General features: G+C 60.4%; 14 protein-coding genes and 1 pseudogene. 6 read left to right on the top strand and 9 right to left on the bottom strand.

Features of this window, described 5'->3' with window-relative positions; translation table 11 throughout:
- Nucleotides 1–1,175 precede the first annotated feature (1,175 nt).
- Nucleotides 1,176–1,595 (bottom strand): DUF2147 domain-containing protein, encoded by a 420-nt coding sequence (locus tag F7D01_RS12655; RefSeq protein ID WP_215227868.1) that lies wholly within the window; start codon nt 1,593–1,595, stop codon nt 1,176–1,178.
- Between the two features lie 303 nt (nt 1,596–1,898).
- On the opposite strand from F7D01_RS12655, the gene F7D01_RS12650 reads away from it, so the two are divergent.
- From F7D01_RS12650 to F7D01_RS12640, 3 genes are read left to right on the top strand one after another with little or no spacing between them, the layout of a single operon-like run.
- The gene (locus tag F7D01_RS12650; protein ID WP_119083591.1) at nt 1,899–2,219 is read left to right on the top strand and encodes a DUF2933 domain-containing protein; all 321 of its coding nucleotides are present in this window, start codon (nt 1,899–1,901) and stop codon (nt 2,217–2,219) included.
- A gap of 17 nt (nt 2,220–2,236) precedes the next feature.
- Entirely contained in the window at nt 2,237–2,926 is a 690-nt protein-coding gene (locus F7D01_RS12645; RefSeq protein ID WP_119083592.1) for an isoprenylcysteine carboxylmethyltransferase family protein, read from the top strand.
- Nucleotides 2,927–2,968: 42 nt separating this feature from the next.
- Nucleotides 2,969–3,151 (top strand): hypothetical protein, encoded by a 183-nt coding sequence (locus tag F7D01_RS12640; RefSeq protein WP_231958721.1) that lies wholly within the window; start codon nt 2,969–2,971, stop codon nt 3,149–3,151.
- A 76-nt stretch (nt 3,152–3,227) separates the two neighbouring features.
- Here F7D01_RS12640 and eno read toward each other — a convergent pair whose 3' ends face one another.
- Nucleotides 3,228–4,505 (bottom strand): phosphopyruvate hydratase, encoded by a 1,278-nt coding sequence (gene eno, locus F7D01_RS12635; RefSeq protein WP_215227867.1) that lies wholly within the window; start codon nt 4,503–4,505, stop codon nt 3,228–3,230.
- A 528-nt stretch (nt 4,506–5,033) separates the two neighbouring features.
- Between eno and ppsA the strand changes: the two are divergent.
- Nucleotides 5,034–7,459, top strand: a pseudogene (gene ppsA / locus F7D01_RS12630) (phosphoenolpyruvate synthase).
- The gene (locus tag F7D01_RS12625; protein WP_215227866.1) at nt 7,456–8,463 is read left to right on the top strand and encodes a hydroxyacid dehydrogenase; all 1,008 of its coding nucleotides are present in this window, start codon (nt 7,456–7,458) and stop codon (nt 8,461–8,463) included. Before ppsA ends, F7D01_RS12625 begins: the two are co-directional and overlap by 4 nt.
- Nucleotides 8,464–8,770: 307 nt before the next feature.
- Here the strand turns inward: F7D01_RS12625 and F7D01_RS12620 are convergent, their stop codons facing one another.
- From F7D01_RS12620 to F7D01_RS12605, 4 genes are all read right to left on the bottom strand, one after another.
- Nucleotides 8,771–9,484 (bottom strand): CBS domain-containing protein, encoded by a 714-nt coding sequence (locus tag F7D01_RS12620; protein ID WP_215227865.1) that lies wholly within the window; start codon nt 9,482–9,484, stop codon nt 8,771–8,773.
- Nucleotides 9,481–10,536 carry a type II glyceraldehyde-3-phosphate dehydrogenase gene (locus F7D01_RS12615; RefSeq protein ID WP_215229806.1) on the bottom strand — a complete coding sequence of 352 codons (1,056 nt, stop codon included), beginning with the start codon at nt 10,534–10,536 and terminating at the stop codon, nt 9,481–9,483. The genes F7D01_RS12620 and F7D01_RS12615 overlap by 4 nt, the downstream gene beginning before the upstream one ends.
- Nucleotides 10,537–10,589: 53 nt before the next feature.
- Nucleotides 10,590–12,185: an AarF/ABC1/UbiB kinase family protein gene (locus F7D01_RS12610; RefSeq protein WP_215227864.1), complete on the bottom strand. Its 1,596-nt coding sequence runs from the start codon at nt 12,183–12,185 to the stop codon at nt 10,590–10,592.
- Between the two features lie 495 nt (nt 12,186–12,680).
- A complete protein-coding gene (locus tag F7D01_RS12605) occupies nt 12,681–13,241 on the bottom strand; it encodes a hypothetical protein (RefSeq protein ID WP_215227863.1) in 561 nt (186 codons plus the stop codon).
- A 99-nt stretch (nt 13,242–13,340) separates the two neighbouring features.
- Between F7D01_RS12605 and F7D01_RS12600 the strand changes: the two genes are divergently transcribed.
- Nucleotides 13,341–14,084, top strand: coding sequence for a Crp/Fnr family transcriptional regulator (locus F7D01_RS12600; protein WP_215227862.1), 744 nt, complete (start codon nt 13,341–13,343; stop codon nt 14,082–14,084).
- A 68-nt stretch (nt 14,085–14,152) separates the two neighbouring features.
- Here the strand turns inward: F7D01_RS12600 and F7D01_RS12595 are convergent, their stop codons facing one another.
- The 3 genes from F7D01_RS12595 to F7D01_RS12585 all read right to left on the bottom strand — a co-directional run bounded on the left by F7D01_RS12595 (nt 14,153) and on the right by F7D01_RS12585 (nt 17,661).
- The gene (locus tag F7D01_RS12595; protein WP_066850935.1) at nt 14,153–14,800 is read right to left on the bottom strand and encodes an RNA polymerase sigma factor; all 648 of its coding nucleotides are present in this window, start codon (nt 14,798–14,800) and stop codon (nt 14,153–14,155) included.
- A gap of 622 nt (nt 14,801–15,422) precedes the next feature.
- Nucleotides 15,423–15,986 carry a sigma-70 family RNA polymerase sigma factor gene (locus F7D01_RS15595; protein ID WP_066850934.1) on the bottom strand — a complete coding sequence of 188 codons (564 nt, stop codon included), beginning with the start codon at nt 15,984–15,986 and terminating at the stop codon, nt 15,423–15,425.
- A 733-nt stretch (nt 15,987–16,719) separates the two neighbouring features.
- Nucleotides 16,720–17,661: a 1-phosphofructokinase family hexose kinase gene (locus tag F7D01_RS12585; RefSeq protein WP_066850933.1), complete on the bottom strand. Its 942-nt coding sequence runs from the start codon at nt 17,659–17,661 to the stop codon at nt 16,720–16,722.
- Nucleotides 17,662–18,035 lie beyond the last annotated feature (374 nt).

Here is an 18,035-nt window from a genome sequence, read left to right as displayed (position 1 = left end):
GCGCTTGGCGCCAGAACGATCTGTATCTCATAGTGAAGGCATCTTCCTCTTTTTAAGTCCGGGCAAGGGGCAGGACTGCATCTCGTTCTCTGATCACTTGGACACTGTCATGTGCTGTTTGCCCCAATAGGAGGCAACTACGCCAACAAAGACGCGCCGAAATTGAAATCTTACAGAGCCATGGAATGAAGGAAGGTTCCCAGACCTCCAATCGCCTTTACCCAGGCCAAATCGGCGTATGGGGAGAATGCCGGTGATCTCCCGGGCCCGTGCGCAGTTGCCCGCCGTGACACGATCCGGACCAAGCAATGATGCATGTCAGGCGTTCGGGCTCAGCACCGGAAGGTCGGGGACGACCGACATGCTCGATTCGACCATGGCAGGCCTCTTGAGACCACGCAGGCCAAGAGATCAGATTCCAAGTGTAAGAATCGCGGATTGAAGAACGTCAAAAACAACAAGGACAGTCGCTGCGGCAGCCCCAAGCGCGCCGCAGTTGACCAAAAACGACTTTGCAAGCGGAGATTCTCAGATGCCGTCCAGCTCGGAACAAGCCGAAAGCCACTCGCACAAATCGGTTTGCTGCCGCGACAACCCACGATCCGGTCGAGAGCAAGGCAAGGTACCGCGAGCAGAGCCGACCGAAGCCAAGCTGTCGGGAGATGCCCCTCGCTGTTGCTGCGCGCATCCCTGATTTCGATCGTTCCTGCGCGCGATAATGGCAACAAACAGCAGCGCGCAGGCGCCGTTCGAGGGGCGGAGCCCTCCCCCTGCCCATTCTCCGCCCGTCGAACCTTGCAGAATTGTCGGCCGTCGGGACGCCAAGGTCAGCTGGCAAGTACATCTGGCACGACGCCATGAGCACTGCAGCGCGATTGGCGAACGTTGGCGTGGTCGTCTCGGTTCGCAGCAGTGTCGTGGATGGTCGCTTTGAGGATCAATTGGCCCGCTAAAGTAATAAGTGACCGACACATCAGCCATATAGGAGTCATATGGCGTACCTATCGGTCACCAATCACAATGCACGGAGAGAAGGCGGCGACGATCCCTTCGTCGTGACGCAGGGAATCAGCCTGCCTCTTCACTTTCCTACTCCGCAATGCAAACGGCAGAGGTCAAAGGGACGATCGTGTTCAACGTGCTTTCTGCGGTTGCAACGCTCCCGGCAACACACATCAGTTTGAAACCCGCGTCCATTTCTGGTTCTTGCACCCCACATGCCCAAACATACATCCATGAACCTGGAGGGTGTCGGCACTGATCGGTTTCAATTCCCCGCCGACCGTTCTGTCGAGATCGGGAACCAGAACTTTCCCGCGCCATTTGTTCCGGCCGTACCGATAGAACTCGCGAAAAAGATTGATGCCTATGAGCACGTCGGTTCCGGCTTTCGCTGCGTCGGCCTTCGCTTTCTCGTTTGCATAAACAACGACGCCGCAAAGCTTCGTGCCGCATTCCTCGATTCGGACACGAACACTTCCGGACGGGTTAGCCCAAACACCCATGATAGCCTCATTTGGCGCTCCGGTTTGCCGAGCATGTGCCGCATTCGATGCAAAGATGAGGGCCGCGCCCATGATGACCAGACGAATCATAGCTTCTCTTTCTTGCGCCAAAAGAGGACCGAGCGCACCAGGTCTGATGAACGGACGTCATCTGCCGGGTCATACTCCCAGTTTGGCGAAGACCTTGATCGCCTCCTGACACGCAGCTTCTCAAGCCAAAATGGAGCGTGCTCGTGGTAACTTTTAGCGGTCCCCCATCACGGTGCTCGATGAGGGTCAAGTGCTGTTCTGCCGAGCGACTGTAATTTGGGGAGCCGCCGCGCGTCCATGATGCTGAGTGCGGCCTCCTTTCTTTGATGGCGACCGTCCTTAGGCCGAAAGTGGGAGCAAGATATGAGGCAAGGTCACAAGCACGCGTCCGACAGACGGGGATGGCGGATGCCGATCGTCTTCCTCGGTTTTGCAGCGATAGCGGGGTATTTCCTGCTTGCCGAGCATAGGGTTCACGCGCTCAGCATACTTCCTTGGGCCTTGCTCTTGCTGGCCTGCCCGCTGCTCCACATGTTTATGCACGGTGGACACGGTGGACACGGAGGTCATGGCGGCCAAGGCGGTGATGATGATGATCAGCGCACCAGCAACAACGGCGCGAGTCCGGTCCGCGATCGCCACAGCGGACACAAGGTCGCCGATTCCAGCGCCCGTCGCCGATAGCTCCGGAGAAACCTGTCATGCATAGCGACGCATCCGCCGCCTATGGACTTTGGGGTCTGGTGATCCTCAACTCCGCGATCTTCATTTTCTTCGCGTTCAGCTTCTTCAAACCGCAAACCAAGCGCGATTGGCGATCATTCAGCGCTTTCAGTGCTTTTCTCGTCGCACTTTTTGCGGAGATGTACGGCTTCCCGCTGACCATCTACCTGCTCTCGGGCTGGCTCCAGAGCAACTATCCGCAGGTGGACTGGTTCTCGCATGACGCCGGCCATCTGCTCGAGGAGTTGTTCGGATGGCAAGCCAACCCTCACTTCGGCCCCTTTCATATCCTGAGCTTCATCCTGATCGGCGGTGGCTTCTGGATGATATCGAGCGGCTGGGCACGGCTTTACCGGGCCCAGAAGCAAGAGAAGCTCGCAACTGAAGGTATCTATTCCTACGTCCGGCATCCGCAATATGACGGCTTCATCCTCGTCATGCTCGGCTTCCTGTTCCAATGGCCGACTGTCCTGACGCTGGCGATGTTCCCGGTCCTGGTTGTCATGTATGTGCGTCTCGCCCGGAGCGAGGAGCGCGAGGCGCTCGCCGCTTTCGGCCAGGATTATCGAGCCTACATGGCGCGCGTCCCGGGTTTTATTCCCAAGCTGTCGCGCTCGCGGTCAGGTGATCCAAATCTGCCCAAAAGCCGACCGCGCCGCCCATTCTAAAACGGCCCAGGACGAAGCCCTAGTAGAGATTGTCAGATCGATATGAGCAAGAACAAGCAGGACAGATCTGCGCCCGGCTACGCCGAGAAGCTCCATGCGCTTGAGATCGGGCCCAGCGCGTTGCAACGCCAGGTGATCGCCGGTGGTCGCAAGCTGCTGATCATTCTGGAAGGGCGCGATGCAGCGCAAAGGACGGCACGATCAAGCGCATCGTCAAGCATCTGAGTCCTCGCCCCAAGGCGATCGAGCTTCGCGGGCATCATCAGGGCGCAGCAATGGCGATGCAGTCGCCTGGCGGCGCTCATGCGACAAATGGCGATGAGAAGATGGCTTCGCCGCCGAGTTGGTGTTCGATTTCCAGCAAGCGATTGTACTTGGCGAGACGTTCACCTCGACACGGCGCTCCGCCCTTGAACTGACCACCGGTCATCGCGACGGCAAAATCTGCGATGAAGTCGTCTTCTGTCTCGCCGGAGCGATGGGAGAATTTGTAGCGCAGTCCAGCTCGCCGACACAGTTCGATCGCCGCCACCGTTTCGGTCACCGTGCCGATCTGGTTGGGCTTGATCAAAACAGCGTTCGTGGCTTTGTCATCAATGCCCCGCTGGATGAAGCGCGAATTGGTGACATACAGGTCATCGCCGACGATCTGGATGCGGTCTCCCATCGCCAGGGTCTGCTTTACAAAGGCGGGCCAGTCCTGTTCGCCGAAACCATCCTCGATCGACACGATCGGAAATGCGGCAATCCAGTCAGTGTAGACGGCCAGAAGTTCGTCACTGGTCATATGCGCTCCGCCAAGCCCGGGCAGAACATAACCGCCGTCCTCGACGAAGGAGGTCGCTGCGGGATCCAGCGCGATGGCAATTTGACGGCCTGGTTCATAGCCTGCCACCTCAATTGCGCGGACGATCAGCTCGAGCGCTTGACGCTCGTCTTTCAGATGGGGCGCGAACCCGCCTTCATCACCAACCCCCACACCCAGGCCTTTCTCTTCCAGAAGCCCCCTCAGGACATGATAGGTTTCCGAACCATAGCGCAGCGCTTCGCCGTATGTCGGGGCACCATGCGGTACGATCATGAACTCCTGCATCTGGAGCCCATTGGCGGCATGCTTGCCGCCATTGATAATGTTCATCATGGGGACCGGGAGACGCCGGGCGGTGGAACCCCCGAGATACTGGTAGAGCGGTAATTCCATCGCCTGAGCAGCGGCCCGAGCGACCACCAGCGAAACACCGAGAACGGCGTTTGCGCCGAGCCGCGCCTTGTTCTCGGTTCCGTCGAGTTCACACATCAACCGATCAATTTCCGGCTGCAGGACAACATCCAGACCGATGAGGGCGCCCGCGATTTCGCGTTCAACATTTGCGACCGCCTTCAGGACCCCGCGACCGGCATACCGCGCCGCATCGCCGTCGCGAAGTTCGTGGGCCTCGAACTGGCCAGTCGATGCTCCCGAGGGCACCGACGCGCTTGCGGTGATACCGCCCTCCAGACGGACTGTCACCTTGACCGTGGGCCAACCGCGCGAGTCAAGAATCTCGTGCGCCGACAGAGCAGCAATGGTTCGCTTCATTCGAAGTTTCCTATTCCAGCAAACAAATTCAATGACCGCGGCCTCGGCCAACTCACGCTTTGTCCTGCGATGTTTCAACCGACGGCAGCGGCACGGCCCCAGCACATTCCGAAAGTCGTCCGCCGATCGACCCGCGTCCGAATTGCGACACCGTCTTCGTCACGTCTCTCGTCACTGCTCGTATCTGCAGCAGGCACGCGCATTGGCGCGTCATCAAAGAGACGTCGCAGCGGGCCGATCCTTACCAGAACGCCCTCTCCAATCGCGTGCAAGCTCGCCGATCTCCGCGTCTGAAATGACGAGTCTGGCAGCAACATGGAAATCCGCTTGCCGGTTTCCCGGGGGACCCGCACCACGCGGTACTGTAAGATCGGGTGCTGCCCTGCGTCCCTTCCGGGACATACTGATAGTCTGTCCTTGGCCGGCGCGGCAGCAAGAGCGGTCCCTGGTTCGCTGTCGGAAATCGCTTCGCGGCAGGTAGTCGGCAATAGGATTTATATCAGCCGTGAGTGCACAAGGAGCGCAGCGATGACGGAAAAACGCATAGCCTGGTTTGAGTCCCTGAACGTGGGCGACGTTCCCATCGTCGGCGGCAAGAACGCCTCGCTTGGTGAGATGGTACGCACACTCAAGGAGAAGGGCGTGCGTGTGCCGGGCGGCTTCGCGACGACCGCCGCGGCCTTTCGCGAATATGTGGCTGCCAACGAAATCGAGCCGGAGCTACGCGCCAGCATTGCGGCATTGAAGAGTGAAAAGGCCTCGTTGCATGAAACGGGTGAAACAATCCGCCGGCATTTTCTCGACGGAGAATTCCCGGAGGCGATCGCCACAGAAATCCGGGACGCATATCGCGAGCTTTCCCGCCGCAGCGGCCAGGACGAGATCAGTGTTGCTGTGCGCTCTAGCGCAACTGCTGAAGACTTGCCCCAGGCGAGCTTCGCCGGTCAGCAGGAAACCTTTCTCAATGTGCGCGGTGAGCGCGCGCTGCTCGACGCCTGCCGGCGGTGCTACGCCTCGCTGTTTACCGACCGGGCGATCAGCTACCGTGAAACCCAGGGGTTCGATCATCTGGAAGTCGCGCTGTCGATCGGCGTCCAGCGGATGGTACGCTCCGACCTGGCAGGCTCGGGAGTCATGTTTTCGATCGATACGGAAACCGGATTTCCCGGCGTCGCCGTGATCAGCGCCGCATGGGGTCTTGGCGAAACCGTCGTGCAGGGCGCGGTCGATCCCGACAAATATCTCGTCTTCAAGCCCTTGCTCGACGACCGGCGCTACACCCCGATCATCGAGAAGACGCTCGGCGCCAAAGAGACCAAGATGATCTACGCGACCGGCGGGAGCGAGCGCACCACGACAGTTGCAACCACCCAGAAGGAGCGCCAGGCCTTCGTTCTCAGCGAAGCGGAAATTCTGGAGCTCGGCCGATGGGCCGCGACGATCGAGGAACACTACGGCCGGCCGATGGACATGGAATGGGCCAAGGACGGAGAGACCGGCGAACTCTACATGGTTCAGGCGCGGCCCGAGACGGTGCAGTCGTCCCGGCAAACCGGCCAAATCAAGAGCTACCGCCTGAAGACGAAGGGAAAGCCGATCATCACCGGCTCGGCGATCGGTGAAGCGATTGCCTCAGGTCAAGTCTGCGCCATTCGCAGCGCCGCCGACATCGACACCTTCCGCGACGGAGCCATCCTCGTGACCGGCATGACGGACCCCGACTGGGTCCCGATCATGAAGAAGGCCGCCGGAATCATCACCGATCATGGCGGCACGACCAGCCACGCCGCCATCGTCAGCCGCGAACTGGGAGTGCCCGCCATCGTCGGCACGGGCCGCGGCACCGAACTGCTGCTTGACGGGCAGGAAATCACGCTTTCCTGCGCGGAAGGTGATCGGGGCGTGGTCTACGAAGGCATCCTGGAATTCGAGTCATCGCAGGTGGATGTTTCCGACCTGCCCGAAACCCGAACCGCGATGATGGTGAATATCGCCAGCCCTGCCGCAGCATTCCGCTGGTGGCGCCTGCCTGCGCGCGGAGTTGGCCTTGCGCGGATGGAGTTCATCATCAACAATCTGATCAAGATCCATCCGATGGCGCTGATCCATCCCGACCACGTGACCGATCCAGCGGCGCGGCGAGAGATCCGCCAGCGCACGCGCGGCTACGATGACCCAGTGGACTTCTTCGTCGAGACGCTCGCGCTGGGAATTGCCAAGCTCGCAGCGCCCTACCACCCGCACCCCGTGATCGTTCGCTTGAGCGACTTCAAATCCAATGAATATGCCCACCTCCTCGGCGGCAGCGTTTTCGAACCGGAAGAGGAGAATCCGATGCTCGGATGGCGCGGTGCTTCGCGCTACTACGACGCGCGCTATCGCGAGGGTTTTGCACTGGAATGCCGTGGCTGAAGACGGTGCGCGAAAGGATCGGTCTGGAGAACGTGATCGTCATGGTGCCATTCTGCCGCACGCTCGAGGAGGCTGATCGCGTGCTTGCCGTGATGAAAGAGAACGGACTCGAGCGCGGCCGGGACGGCCTCGAGGTCTACATGATGTGCGAGATTCCCGCCAACGTCTTCCTTGCCGAAGAGTTCGCGCAGCGCTTCGACGGCTTTTCGATTGGTTCCAACGACCTCACGCAGCTCGTGCTCGGGGTCGATCGGGATTCGGGCGATCTCGCCCCCCTGTTCGATGAGCGCAATGAAGCGGTAAAGCGTGCGATTCGCGCAGCGATCGTCCAGGCGCACGCCGCCGGCATCAAGATCGGGATCTGCGGCCAGGCCCCCAGCAACTATCCCGAATACGCCGCGTTTCTGGTTGAAGAAGGCATCAATTCGATCTCGCTCAACCCGGACAGCTTCGTCTCTACGCTTCGCAACGTTGCCCAAGTCGAGCAGAGTCTGAAGGCCGCGCCGGCGCGAACAACCTCCGAGCCGGACACTTCTCGATGAAGGTCGTCGTGTTCGAGACGGAAGAGTGGGAACACCAGGCCTGTCTGAGGCTTGAACCCGAGCATGAGGTCGAATGCACCCGCGAGCGCCTCGACCCACAAACGGCCGCGCCCTACGCTTCCGCAGAAATTGTAAGCACCTTCGTGAACTCGCAGCTCGGTGCCGACGTGCTGGTTCAGTTCCCGCGTCTAAAGCTGATCGCAACCCGGTCTACCGGATACGATCATGTCGATTTGGACTGGTGCAAGGCGCACGGCGTCGCGGTGGCGAACGTACCCGATTATGGCGATTCGACCGTGGCGGAGCATGCCTTCGCCCTGCTCCTGGCCGTCGCCCGCAATCTGGTCGAGGCGGTGGAGCGCACACGCCGCGGTGACTTCTCGCAAGCCGGGCTGCGCGGTTTCGAACTGCGCGGCAAGACGCTCGGCGTCATCGGAACCGGACGAATAGGCCGCCGCGCGATCGAGATCGCTGGCGGATTCGGCATGGATGTTGTGGCCTACGATCTCTATCCGGATGAAGACGCGGCAACACAATTCGGGTTTCGCTATGCCGATTTAGATGAAGTTCTCGCAGATGCGGATGTAATCACGCTCCACGTACCGGCAACGCCGGGAACCGCGAGTCTACTTTCCGACCGTGAATTCGACCTGATGAAGTCCGGCGCACTCCTGATCAACACTGCGCGGGGCAACGTTGTCGATGTGCCTGCGCTGGTACGAGCTCTGGCGGACGGCAAGGTTCGGGCGGCGGGACTTGACGTATTGCCACAGGAGCCTCTCGTGCGCGAGGAGGCGCAGATTTTTCGGGGAGCGTCGAGCGATGGCTACGACCTCAAGGCGCTCGTCGCCAATCACGTCTTGCTGCGGTTCCCGAACGTGATTGTGACGCCCCATAATGCCTATAATACGCAAAGCGCCGTTCGGCGGATCATCGAAACCACCGTGGAGAATATCGAGGCGTTCGGGCGCGGCGAGCCGCGTAATCTGGTTGGGGAACGGTAAAGTTCAGACCTTCTCCAGTGCACAGAGCCAGCAGCCAAGTCCGCTACGGGCCCTTACCGCGCCCCTGATCGGCGCCCGGATGGATTCGGGCCGGCGAACACCGCCGTCGGAACATCAAACTTTTGCTCGCTTCGGTCATGCTCCGGGACCTAGCATCACGGCATAACGCTAGTGTCGGCACCGGGCTCAGATATCCCTGATCAACCCCCTGCGATGGTGCGCGTTAAGGGCATCCGGCATGAACCGCTGCCCCAATGGAGCGATCCACCATTTTTGCCCTTGCCCGCGTAGTGTTCAGGCAGAGGCTTCAGGCGACCCAGCCATAAGCCCCCCAGGCATAGGGAGGCATTGATTCGACGTTCAGTTCCAGACCCTTTACGCCCGGGACATTCTCGGCTGCGACCCGGAGCGCGTCCACTTGATCCTGCGAATCCACAAGGCCCCAGATACGCACGATCCCGTCTGCGACAATCACGCTGATACCGTAGGACGGGGCCCAATCCGCTTGCTCGAGTTCCTTGAGAAGCTGTTCGCGGATTGTCTCGTCTGCGACTGACACGGGGGGAGACGCCATGTCTTTGCCCGCGGCCAGACCGCGTATAAGATCGGCGCGACTGACAATGCCGACTACTTTGTCCTCGCGCATGACCGGAACACGCTTGATCCTTTGGGTTTCGAGCAGGTGTGCCACTTCGCTGCTCAGGGAATCCTCCGTGACGGTAACTACTTCGGGCGTCATCACGTCTGCGGCGGAGCGCCCGCGTGCCTTCACATAATCCGCCGCGCTTGCCCCCTTTTTGGAGAAATGTCTCAACCACCAGGAACCGTGCGGATGGCTACCGTCCTCGGTCCTGCGCAGCAGGTCCCCTTCGCTAACAATACCCCTGAGCTCGCCGCTGGCATCGATCACCGGCACGGCACTGATATGCCGCTCAAGAAGGAGCCGGGCAACCTCCGGGATCGGTGTCTCAGGCGTAACCGAAACGACCGAGGGTGTCATAATGTGTTTCATCTTCATCATTGATGTCCCAGAGCTTTGGCGATGGTACCGATGCCGAGCGCGGTATTGGTCCTGGCAATGGATTCATTCGGATCACGAATTTGCCCGACCAGAGCCCTTATTGCGTCGATCGTTTCAGGAATGACGATCGCCTGGTTATCGACCATGTAACCGTAGAAGAGTTCATCCCCTTCCACCTTCAGCATGTCCGACCACAGGGCTACTTCGTAGAGGTTGTCGTGAGGCCGGCCGAGATCGGCCATCAACTCCTTCACGGTGTTGATGGCCGTCAGTCCATCTGCCATGCGGATGAGTGCGATGCGGCTTGACGAACGAAAGGCCTCGAGGACCTCTTCCTTTTCCGCCGGGCGGGTCAGTTGCACCGCCCAGTAGTGCAGGTGCGCCAGGGTTTCGGGTACCTTTACCGCCATAGTGACGACATCGAGCTCGGAATCGACACTCTTTGCATCAGGCCCCTGATGGCTAGGAATTTCGGGTTCGGGAACCAACGTATTCATGATTCCGCCGAGATGACTCTCCCACGGGTCGGTGGCGCGGCGCAGCAACGTACCCCGGGCCCGGCGGAGCAGGCCGGCATTTTTCAGCGCGCTCAACGTCCGGACAATCGAGGTCGTGTTGCAGGAAACAACGCGGGTGCTCTCCCGATCGAGCGCGCCCACGTAACTCGACTCGGCCACGAACGAATGCCCGGTGACCGTATGCTTCTCGCCGCCCTGAACGATGAATTTGATACCCACCTGCCGGTAGATTTCGACATTCTTGGCCGCTACGTGCTTCGGCGTGCAATCGACGACCAGGTCGGCTGCTGCGAGCAGATCCTCAAGCGTTCCGCTCACATCGAGTCCGGCTTCACGCATGAGGTCGGCCTGTTCTTTCGCCGCACCAAATAGCCGATAGCCCTTTTGCGTCACCATGCGTGAGCGCCAGTCGGCGTTGATGTCGGAAACCCCTGCGAGTTCCATATCGTCCTGCCGGGCAACCGCGTCGGCCACCCGTTTGCCGATGACACCATAACCGTTGACGGCTACGCGGATCTTTCGATTTCCATTCACGTCATTCTCCTCAGGTTGATTGATTCTCGCTGGCTGTCCATCGGTCAATCCTTCTATAGCCGGCCTGACCGCCCGACCGCCCCGACCAGTCGGAATGATAACCCCAACGCCAATAAATAGCCGAGGAGCGCGAGCAGCGGGACGTTGCCCAGCACCCGTGGCCCGGCGCTGTGCAGCATCAAAAGGGACGCCGCGATGTAGAGGCCCAGGGTCACGAGCGCCAAGGCGAGCCGGTTGCCGGTCCTGTCGAGGTGAGCTTCGATGGTTTCCAGTCCCTCGTGCCGGACAATTATGGCGGGGTGGAAGCCATCGCTCTGCAGGCGCCGGAGAAAGGCCGCAAGCACGCCGGGCAAGTCATGGGCTGCCAGCGCGGCTTCTGCCTTCAAACGAGCGCGGCCACCATTGCCCGTCTCATCACTCAGGAGGCGTTTCATCACGTCGCGACCGCGCGCCAGCAGCGTATCGAGGATTTTGAGGTCCGGATCGAGCGTACGCAGAGCGCTCTCGATGAGGAATAGGGTCCGCATCAGAACCACGAGGTTTTGCGGCAACATAACCTTGTCGTCAGGACCCAGATGCGCAACCCGCAGGACCGCCTCGGCAAGCGACCAGTCTTTCAATGGCAGTGACGCATAGTCGGCGAATATTTCGTCGATCCCGCTGATAAATGGGGGTCGGTCATCGACCTCGTGGAGCAGCCCCAGGTCGATCGCTGAATCGAGCAGCCACAGCGGGTCGCCATTGACGAAGGCCTGGAGGAAGAATGCGAGCGCGCGGCGTGTACGGTTATCGAGATATCCTGTCAGGCCAAAGTCGTGGAAGCACAGTCTTCCATCAGGCATGACGAACAAATTGCCAGGGTGAGGATCGCCGTGGAAAAGCCCGATGACGAAGAATTGGTGCAGATAGGCATCGACGAGTACTTCCGCCAGGCGAGGGCCATCGACCGAAGGATCGGCAATCCCGGCCCCACCGCTCATTTCCTGGACCAGAACGGTCTCGGTTTGAAGGTCGTCGACGACATTGGGAATAGAGAGCGATGGCCAGTCGCGAAAAGCCTCGTTGAAACGGCGAATGTTGCGCGCCTCTTGCCGAAAATCGGTTTCCTTGCGCAGATTAGCCCATATTTCGTCGACGAGACGGAGCGGTTGAAGGCGCTCAAGTCGGGGGGCAATGATCAAAAGCAACCGCGTGGTAGCGACCAGCGCACGCATGTCGCGGTCGATGCGGGTGCGGATTGCGGGCCGGCGAATCTTGACGATGACCTCGCGCCCATTGTGCAGACGGGCGCGGTGGACCTGCGCAATGGATGCGGCCGCCAAAGGTTTGGCCTCGAAAGTCGCAAAGAGTTGTTCGGTCGACTGGCCAAAGGCTTCCTCGACCGCCTGTTGCGCCTCAGCACCTGGAAAAGGCTCGACATTATCCTGCAGCCGACCAAGTTCATCGAGCCACCGCTCGGACAACAAATCCCGGCGCAAGCTCAATGTCTGCCCGAGCTTGACGAATGTCGGACCGAGCCGTTCAAGCGAAATGCGGGCGCGGCGTGGTAAGCAAGAGCGATCGGGCGGTGTGCGGCGCAATCGCTCATACGCAGCGAGGCCGAGCAGACCTATAGCCCGTGCGCCAATGTGGAGAAGCCGACCGATCATGATGCCCGCAATCGGACTCTCGCGCTCATAGCGCGGCTTTCGAGAAGTGCCCGCGCGCCGGCCACTGGCCCCTGGGAAATCGCGCGGACGGACGGTTGCCGGCGGCGGCAGTCTCGTAGAGTCGACCCTGGTATCCGGTGCCTCCGACAGGATCAATGCGAGGCCTGATGTCGCAGTCGCGGGGCGATGAGCGCGGACCAAGAATGGATTGCCTCTGGTCGCAATTGCCGAGTCGCGCTTTCCGGGCTGTAAGAACTCGTACGGCAGGGAAACGCCGCGCGTCCCCTTGCCGCGCGCGTCCACCGAGAGCTATCGCATGCATGCGTGCAACGCGCCGCAGCCATTCCATCCTCATGCCAACCTCCTCTCTGGAAAAACCGCCTGGCCGGGTCGCCATCAAAACCGGCGGGCTGACCTCGAGAGAGACGCGCGAGCACCGGCATTGTTACAGAGGCGCCTTAGCGAAAGGTCAGGAGCGGCGAGTGAGGACCGCGCTTATCCTCGCTTTGCCGCGGAGGAAATATCGTCGCCCCGGTGCCACTGTTCGAGCCATGATAGATCGGTGTATCGTGCCGGCATTTGGTTATCCTCCGCGTCTCCAATATACTTGGAAAATTCCACCTGACGGATACGATGACCGGCCGCCTCGAGACAGGCGCGAACGCTCCGCTGTGATGAGGCAACGCTGGTCTGTATGATCTCGCAGCCAAGTCGGAACGCGAGGCTGTCAATGGCAGCGACCAGAGACCGGGCGACCGGCGCCTGCTGACCGATGCCGAACGTGGCGAGATAATGTGCTACAAGGGGCTTGGGACTCTTAAGTGGTTCGACTCGGTACAGGCACAGCCCATAAAGGTGGCCAGAAGCGACTGTCGCTGCGAGAATTCCGCGTCTGTCGAATTTATCTTCCAATGTCAGGGGACTGGCAATCCGGATCCATTGCTCGAACATCAAAATGGGTGCGACTTCTCGGACAAGAGGAAACGCCTGGCCGATTTGCGTGCTCCGGAGCGGGGCGACGCTGATCGGATTCCCGAAATTCATCTCGTGCGTCATTCACAACTCCATCACCGCAGCAGTTGATAATGCGGGGATCGCGGAGTTCCTTGATGTGTCTCAATTGTTAAGCTACAAATTGGTGGACGAAGGAAGTCCATGAAGAGCGCATGCGCACAGCAAGTACAGTCACTCTCGTCCGGAAAGGAGCTCTTGCCGGAACCCTGCGCTGCATGTGCCGCGCGCGTCCTCAGTGTATGCGATGCGATCGACGATTGCGATCTTGACCGACTTGCCGCGATTACCAGCGTGCAGGACATTGCTCGGCATCAGATTTTCGTGACCGAAGGCGACCCGGCAGACCACCTTTTCAATGTCACCGACGGTACGGTAAAAGTCTACAAGCTGTTACCCGATGGCCGGCAACAGATTACCGGTTTTCTGTTTGCCGGTGACTTCCTCGGGCTCTCTTTCCTGGAAAGATACGGCTGCAGTGCAGAGGCAGTCACGCGGGTGCGATGTTGCCGATTCCCCCGCAAGCAGTTCGCTGCCATGCTGACGGACTTTCCGGGCATCGAGCGGCGGCTTCTCGGGATAGCATCCAACGAACTTGCGGCCGCACAGGACCATATGGTGCTGCTCGGCCGCAAGACCGCGCGCGAACGGGTCTCCACATTCCTCCTCATGCTATCCCGCCGCGCCGCGCGGTCCGGAGGAACGGCTGATCCTGTCATACCGCCCATGACCCGCACCGATATCGCCGACTATCTCGGTCTCACGGTAGAAACCGTAAGCCGTACCTTCACCCAACTGAAAAAGGACGGGTTCATAGAGCTTCGCGAAGCTGGCGTCGTCCATCTCTCCAACCTGCCTGCGCTTGAGGACCTCAGCGAAGGCTTCTAAACTGCCGGGCCGTCAGGTCAGCGGAAAGGCACCCGAACTCCGACCAGGTCGATTTGACGGTGCGGCCACTATATCTCGGCGCGCCCGCCCAGTTGCTCGCGGCGGCGGCGCCATCGCTCTGCCTCGTCACATCGACAGTCGAGGAAACCATGAACCGGACAGGTCATGCACATTTCTTCCAGCCGCTTCTTGAGCGCCTGACGACCGCGATGCAGCCTGACGGTGATATTGTTCAAACTGACACCAAGGCTCGCCGCCACCCGGTCCCGTGGTTCTTCTAGCAAGTCTATGCGCCAGATCACCTCGGCATATTCCGGCTTGAGAGTCGGCAAGAGCTTGTAAAGACAATTGCAGATCGCCTCTTCGAGCTCGTCATCCGGTTCGATCGACAGTTGCTCGAGATCGACGGGATCCACGATTTCCTCCCGTTTACGCCGTTTGCCGGCTCGACGCTGGTGATCAACGATTGTCGTGGCGAGAATACGGCTGAGCCAGCCACGAACGCTGCGCACATCGCGCAGGTCAGCAGACCGCTCGACAGCGCGCAGCATGAACATCTGCAGGACCTCCTCGGCCTCCTCCCCGCTGCCCAGTCGCCGGCGAAGAAAACCTAGAATCTGCCGGTGCCCTTCGACGAGCGCGCGGCGAACTGCAGCATCCGCTGCCCGGGCGGCGATGTCGGGATCATCATCCGGCAATGGGTCGTCATGGGTCAATGTGGGTCTCCAGCCATTATCGACGCAGTGGCTTAGCGGTTGTTACAGCCAAGCCTGCCTACAAAGGCTTTTCAGACCTCGCTTGATGCAAGTGCGCCTTAGCGAAAGCGAAAACTTGCGTTGTCTGACCTTTGAGGGACCTGCGCTTCGACGAATATACCTGCCGCATCCCTGCGGCCCTTGAGCCGCGGACCTGCAAATTCGATCGGTGCTGCGAAGTCTCGCCCCAGCGCCATGGCGCAACCGATCGGACCGTCCTCGGGCTCGCTGGTGGCAGAAGCAGTGCATTCTCGCTTTCGGTGCACAAGGAACAGCAGGCGCGCGATCCAAGCCGCACGACCGGAATGCCCTCGACATTGCCAAAACGCCTTCGCCCGCACTGATACCGCGTCTTGCCGGGGATCACCCCTCCATCAGGAGAACCGGCGCTTGCCAGAGGAGCAGTCTGATCCATTGGGCGAAGTGATCTTGGCTCGAATCCCAATGTGATTGACTGCTCTTCTGACGATGCGTGGGCGTTTGATATTCAAAAGATCACTCCACTCCTTCCTGGCCCAGCCAGGGCGTGCCATGCCGCCAATCCTCTCCTGTCTCGCACAATGAACAACAGGTGGCGCGCAATTCAGAAGAAGGATGCCGCGATGGCAGCTCCTTTCAGACCATCGTGTTCGCTGTTCCGCTGCGCCTCGTGCGTTACGGGACTGCAATCGCAGTCGCCAGAGCTCCTGAAATGGCAGGTGGAACAGCGCTTTTCGATCTGATCCTTCATCGCCCGACGCGCCCTGTGCAGGCGTACTCCGATATTGTTGGGCGTGAGCCCGAGATCAGCCGCAATAGTTTCTCGCGGTTCTTCTTCGAGATCGACGCGCCGGATGATCTCGGCGTAATCCGAGCGAAGCGCCGGCAAGGCGTCCTGAACGCAAGTGCATGGATTTTCATCATAGTCCGTTTCGGGAGTATCCGCCATTTCCCGGGGCTCGGCTTCATAGGCATCCCTGCCCCGCTGCCGCGCCGCGCGCCGCCGATAATGGTCAATAAGCGAATTGCGCAGGACGCGTCGGAGCCAGGCGTCCACCTTCCCGTTGTCCTGCGGTTCCCAGGCGGCCCGAAGGACTTTGACGCAGAAATCCTGAAACGCATCCTCCGCTTCCTCGGAACGGCTCAGTCGCCGTTGGAAGTACCGCATGAATTCGGCGCGGCATTCGGTCAGTCGTTGGATGACGGCGTCCTCGCCGCGTGCAGACGAGGGTCGGGATGACCCGTTATGTGTTAAGGTTGGCATAGTAATGCCTCCATGCCGAGGAAACCAAAAGGGGGGGGGGGTCGGATCGCAAAGGACCCGCGCATACCCACCGCGAAAAGCCGGATTTACGCGGCCAGTCGGGGCGGTGGGATTTCTCTTTCGAGGAGTGCAGGATCAAAAGTGTCCGCTGGCCCAATCGACCATGCTCCGGCTGTCGGTGCGGCGCGACGAGACAAGTTGCTACCGGGCAGAACCGCGCAGCAGATCGACGAGCGGCAATGGTCAGCGGTTGCAGGGGACTGTTTGTGAAGTGCGCCGGTCGTGCAATGCTCTTCCAGTTCGGCTACTTGCGACGTGGATGTCGCGACCGGAGCCGCGAACACGGCCGCATCGAGATGAAGAAAGTTCAGGCCGAGCGCCAGCAACAGGCAGAGAACCAAGCGGCGCAAGCTTGCAGCACGATTGGGGTTTCTTGCAGAAGCTTTTCTCACTGAAGCGGCACCGACATATCCGATGGCCCGGTCGCCATCTGGGGCACCTGACACGCGAATGCCTCGGCCGGCATTGAGCTATGTCAACGCCGCGCATCCAAGGCGACCGGGCACCCATCAGGGTTCGCTCAAACGAGCGGCAATGATTGGTTTGTCCGTTCCCGTTGTTCGATTTTCCGGTGCGCTCACGGCCGAGGCGCGATTTGCCTGGTCAGTTCACCATATAGCCGCTCGACATCTTCGCGGCGACACAGGCCAGTGCCAGGCGACAACACGGCGGCAGCGCCTGCCGCCATGCCGTAGGCGAAAGCATCTTGCTCATCACGGCCCTGCGCCAAAGCGAGTGTCATCGCCGCGACGAAGCTGTCGCCAGCGCCGACCGCGCTCTTTGCGACCACATCGAGCGCCGGCTGGCGTATCGCGGCTTGAGCGGTCACGAGCAACGCACCGTCGCGCCCAAGCGTCAGCGCCACCATCTCTGCCGAACCAGCATCAATGAGCTCTCTGGCCGCCGCCTCTTGTGCCGCGCCGTCGGCGAGCCTGCGTCCGGCCAGCGCCTCAAGTTCGCCAAGGCTGGGCTTCACCAGGTGGACGCCGCGAACAAGCCCGGCACGAAGCGCGCTTCCCGACGTATCGAGAACCAGTCGAATTCCCTTGCGGTGCGCCAGGGCAGCTACGGTCTCATAGAAATCGTCGGGAACAGCACGCGGCAAGCTGCCGCTGGCGACGAGGTATTCGCAATCGATATCTTCGAGGGCCTCCAGGATTGCGCGCCATTCCCACTCCATCACGAGCGGGCCCGCGGGGACGAAGCGATATTCCTCGCCGCTCGAGCGTTCAAAGACTGCGTGGCTGATGCGGGTATGGTCCTCGATCGGTATACGACGGTGTGCAATCAATGCGGTTTCGAGAAGGTCGTCGAGCACACTGCCGGTCGCGCCGCCGGCCAGATACATCGCAAGTGCAGGGCCACCCAGCTCCCGGATGACCCGGGCCACATTGATACCGCCTCCTCCAGGGTCATAGCGTTCATCGGACGTTCGGATCTTGTGAACCGGTCGCACCAAGTCCGCCTCGGCAGAGCCGTCAATCGAGGGATTCAGAGTCAATGTCACAATCGTCTTCATTCGCCAGCTCCTCCCAGCTATCCTGGACACGATGCCGGCCGATGGACAGCAACCGGGTAGCGCCGCCCGCCAAGGGCAGCGTAGCAAGTCTTCTGTGATCTCGAGCCGGACATCGTGCGACAGACGTTGCTTATGCCGATTTGTTACGCGCGGGCCGCTCCCATGGTCCTTTCGAGAACCGCCGACAGGTGAAAAGCCGCGCCGATACGTCGGTCGTCTCCCCGGCCCATGCCGCAAACTTGCCCGTCCGGAGGACCACCGCAGGAGCGAGCGGCGCGCGCACCGGTGTAATGCGCCAGCAGCGCGTTCGTCTAATGGTAGTCCTTCTTCTTGGGAGCCTCTCTTGTGCGCCCGCAGGGAGAAAAGAAGCTTCA

Origin of the sequence: Erythrobacter sp. 3-20A1M (assembly GCF_018636735.1) — a bacterium.
Classification (GTDB): Bacteria; Pseudomonadota; Alphaproteobacteria; order Sphingomonadales; family Sphingomonadaceae; genus Alteriqipengyuania.
Note: the sequence above shows the minus strand (reverse complement) of the source record. Positions and strands in the feature narration are given on the sequence as shown.

Coding starts and splice junctions, on each gene's coding strand:
- eno (WP_215227867.1), bottom strand. CDS start 4,505: ATGAAGCGAACCATTGCTGCTCTGTCGGCGCACGAGATTCTTGACTCG.
- F7D01_RS12645 (WP_119083592.1), top strand. CDS start 2,237: ATGCATAGCGACGCATCCGCCGCCTATGGACTTTGGGGTCTGGTGATC.
- F7D01_RS12640 (WP_231958721.1), top strand. CDS start 2,969: ATGAGCAAGAACAAGCAGGACAGATCTGCGCCCGGCTACGCCGAGAAG.
- F7D01_RS12600 (WP_215227862.1), top strand. CDS start 13,341: ATGAAGAGCGCATGCGCACAGCAAGTACAGTCACTCTCGTCCGGAAAG.
- F7D01_RS12610 (WP_215227864.1), bottom strand. CDS start 12,185: ATGATCGGTCGGCTTCTCCACATTGGCGCACGGGCTATAGGTCTGCTC.
- F7D01_RS12620 (WP_215227865.1), bottom strand. CDS start 9,484: ATGATGAAGATGAAACACATTATGACACCCTCGGTCGTTTCGGTTACG.
- F7D01_RS12650 (WP_119083591.1), top strand. CDS start 1,899: ATGAGGCAAGGTCACAAGCACGCGTCCGACAGACGGGGATGGCGGATG.
- F7D01_RS12625 (WP_215227866.1), top strand. CDS start 7,456: ATGAAGGTCGTCGTGTTCGAGACGGAAGAGTGGGAACACCAGGCCTGT.
- F7D01_RS12605 (WP_215227863.1), bottom strand. CDS start 13,241: ATGACGCACGAGATGAATTTCGGGAATCCGATCAGCGTCGCCCCGCTC.
- F7D01_RS12655 (WP_215227868.1), bottom strand. CDS start 1,595: ATGATTCGTCTGGTCATCATGGGCGCGGCCCTCATCTTTGCATCGAAT.
- F7D01_RS15595 (WP_066850934.1), bottom strand. CDS start 15,986: ATGCGGTACTTCCAACGGCGACTGAGCCGTTCCGAGGAAGCGGAGGAT.
- F7D01_RS12585 (WP_066850933.1), bottom strand. CDS start 17,661: ATGAAGACGATTGTGACATTGACTCTGAATCCCTCGATTGACGGCTCT.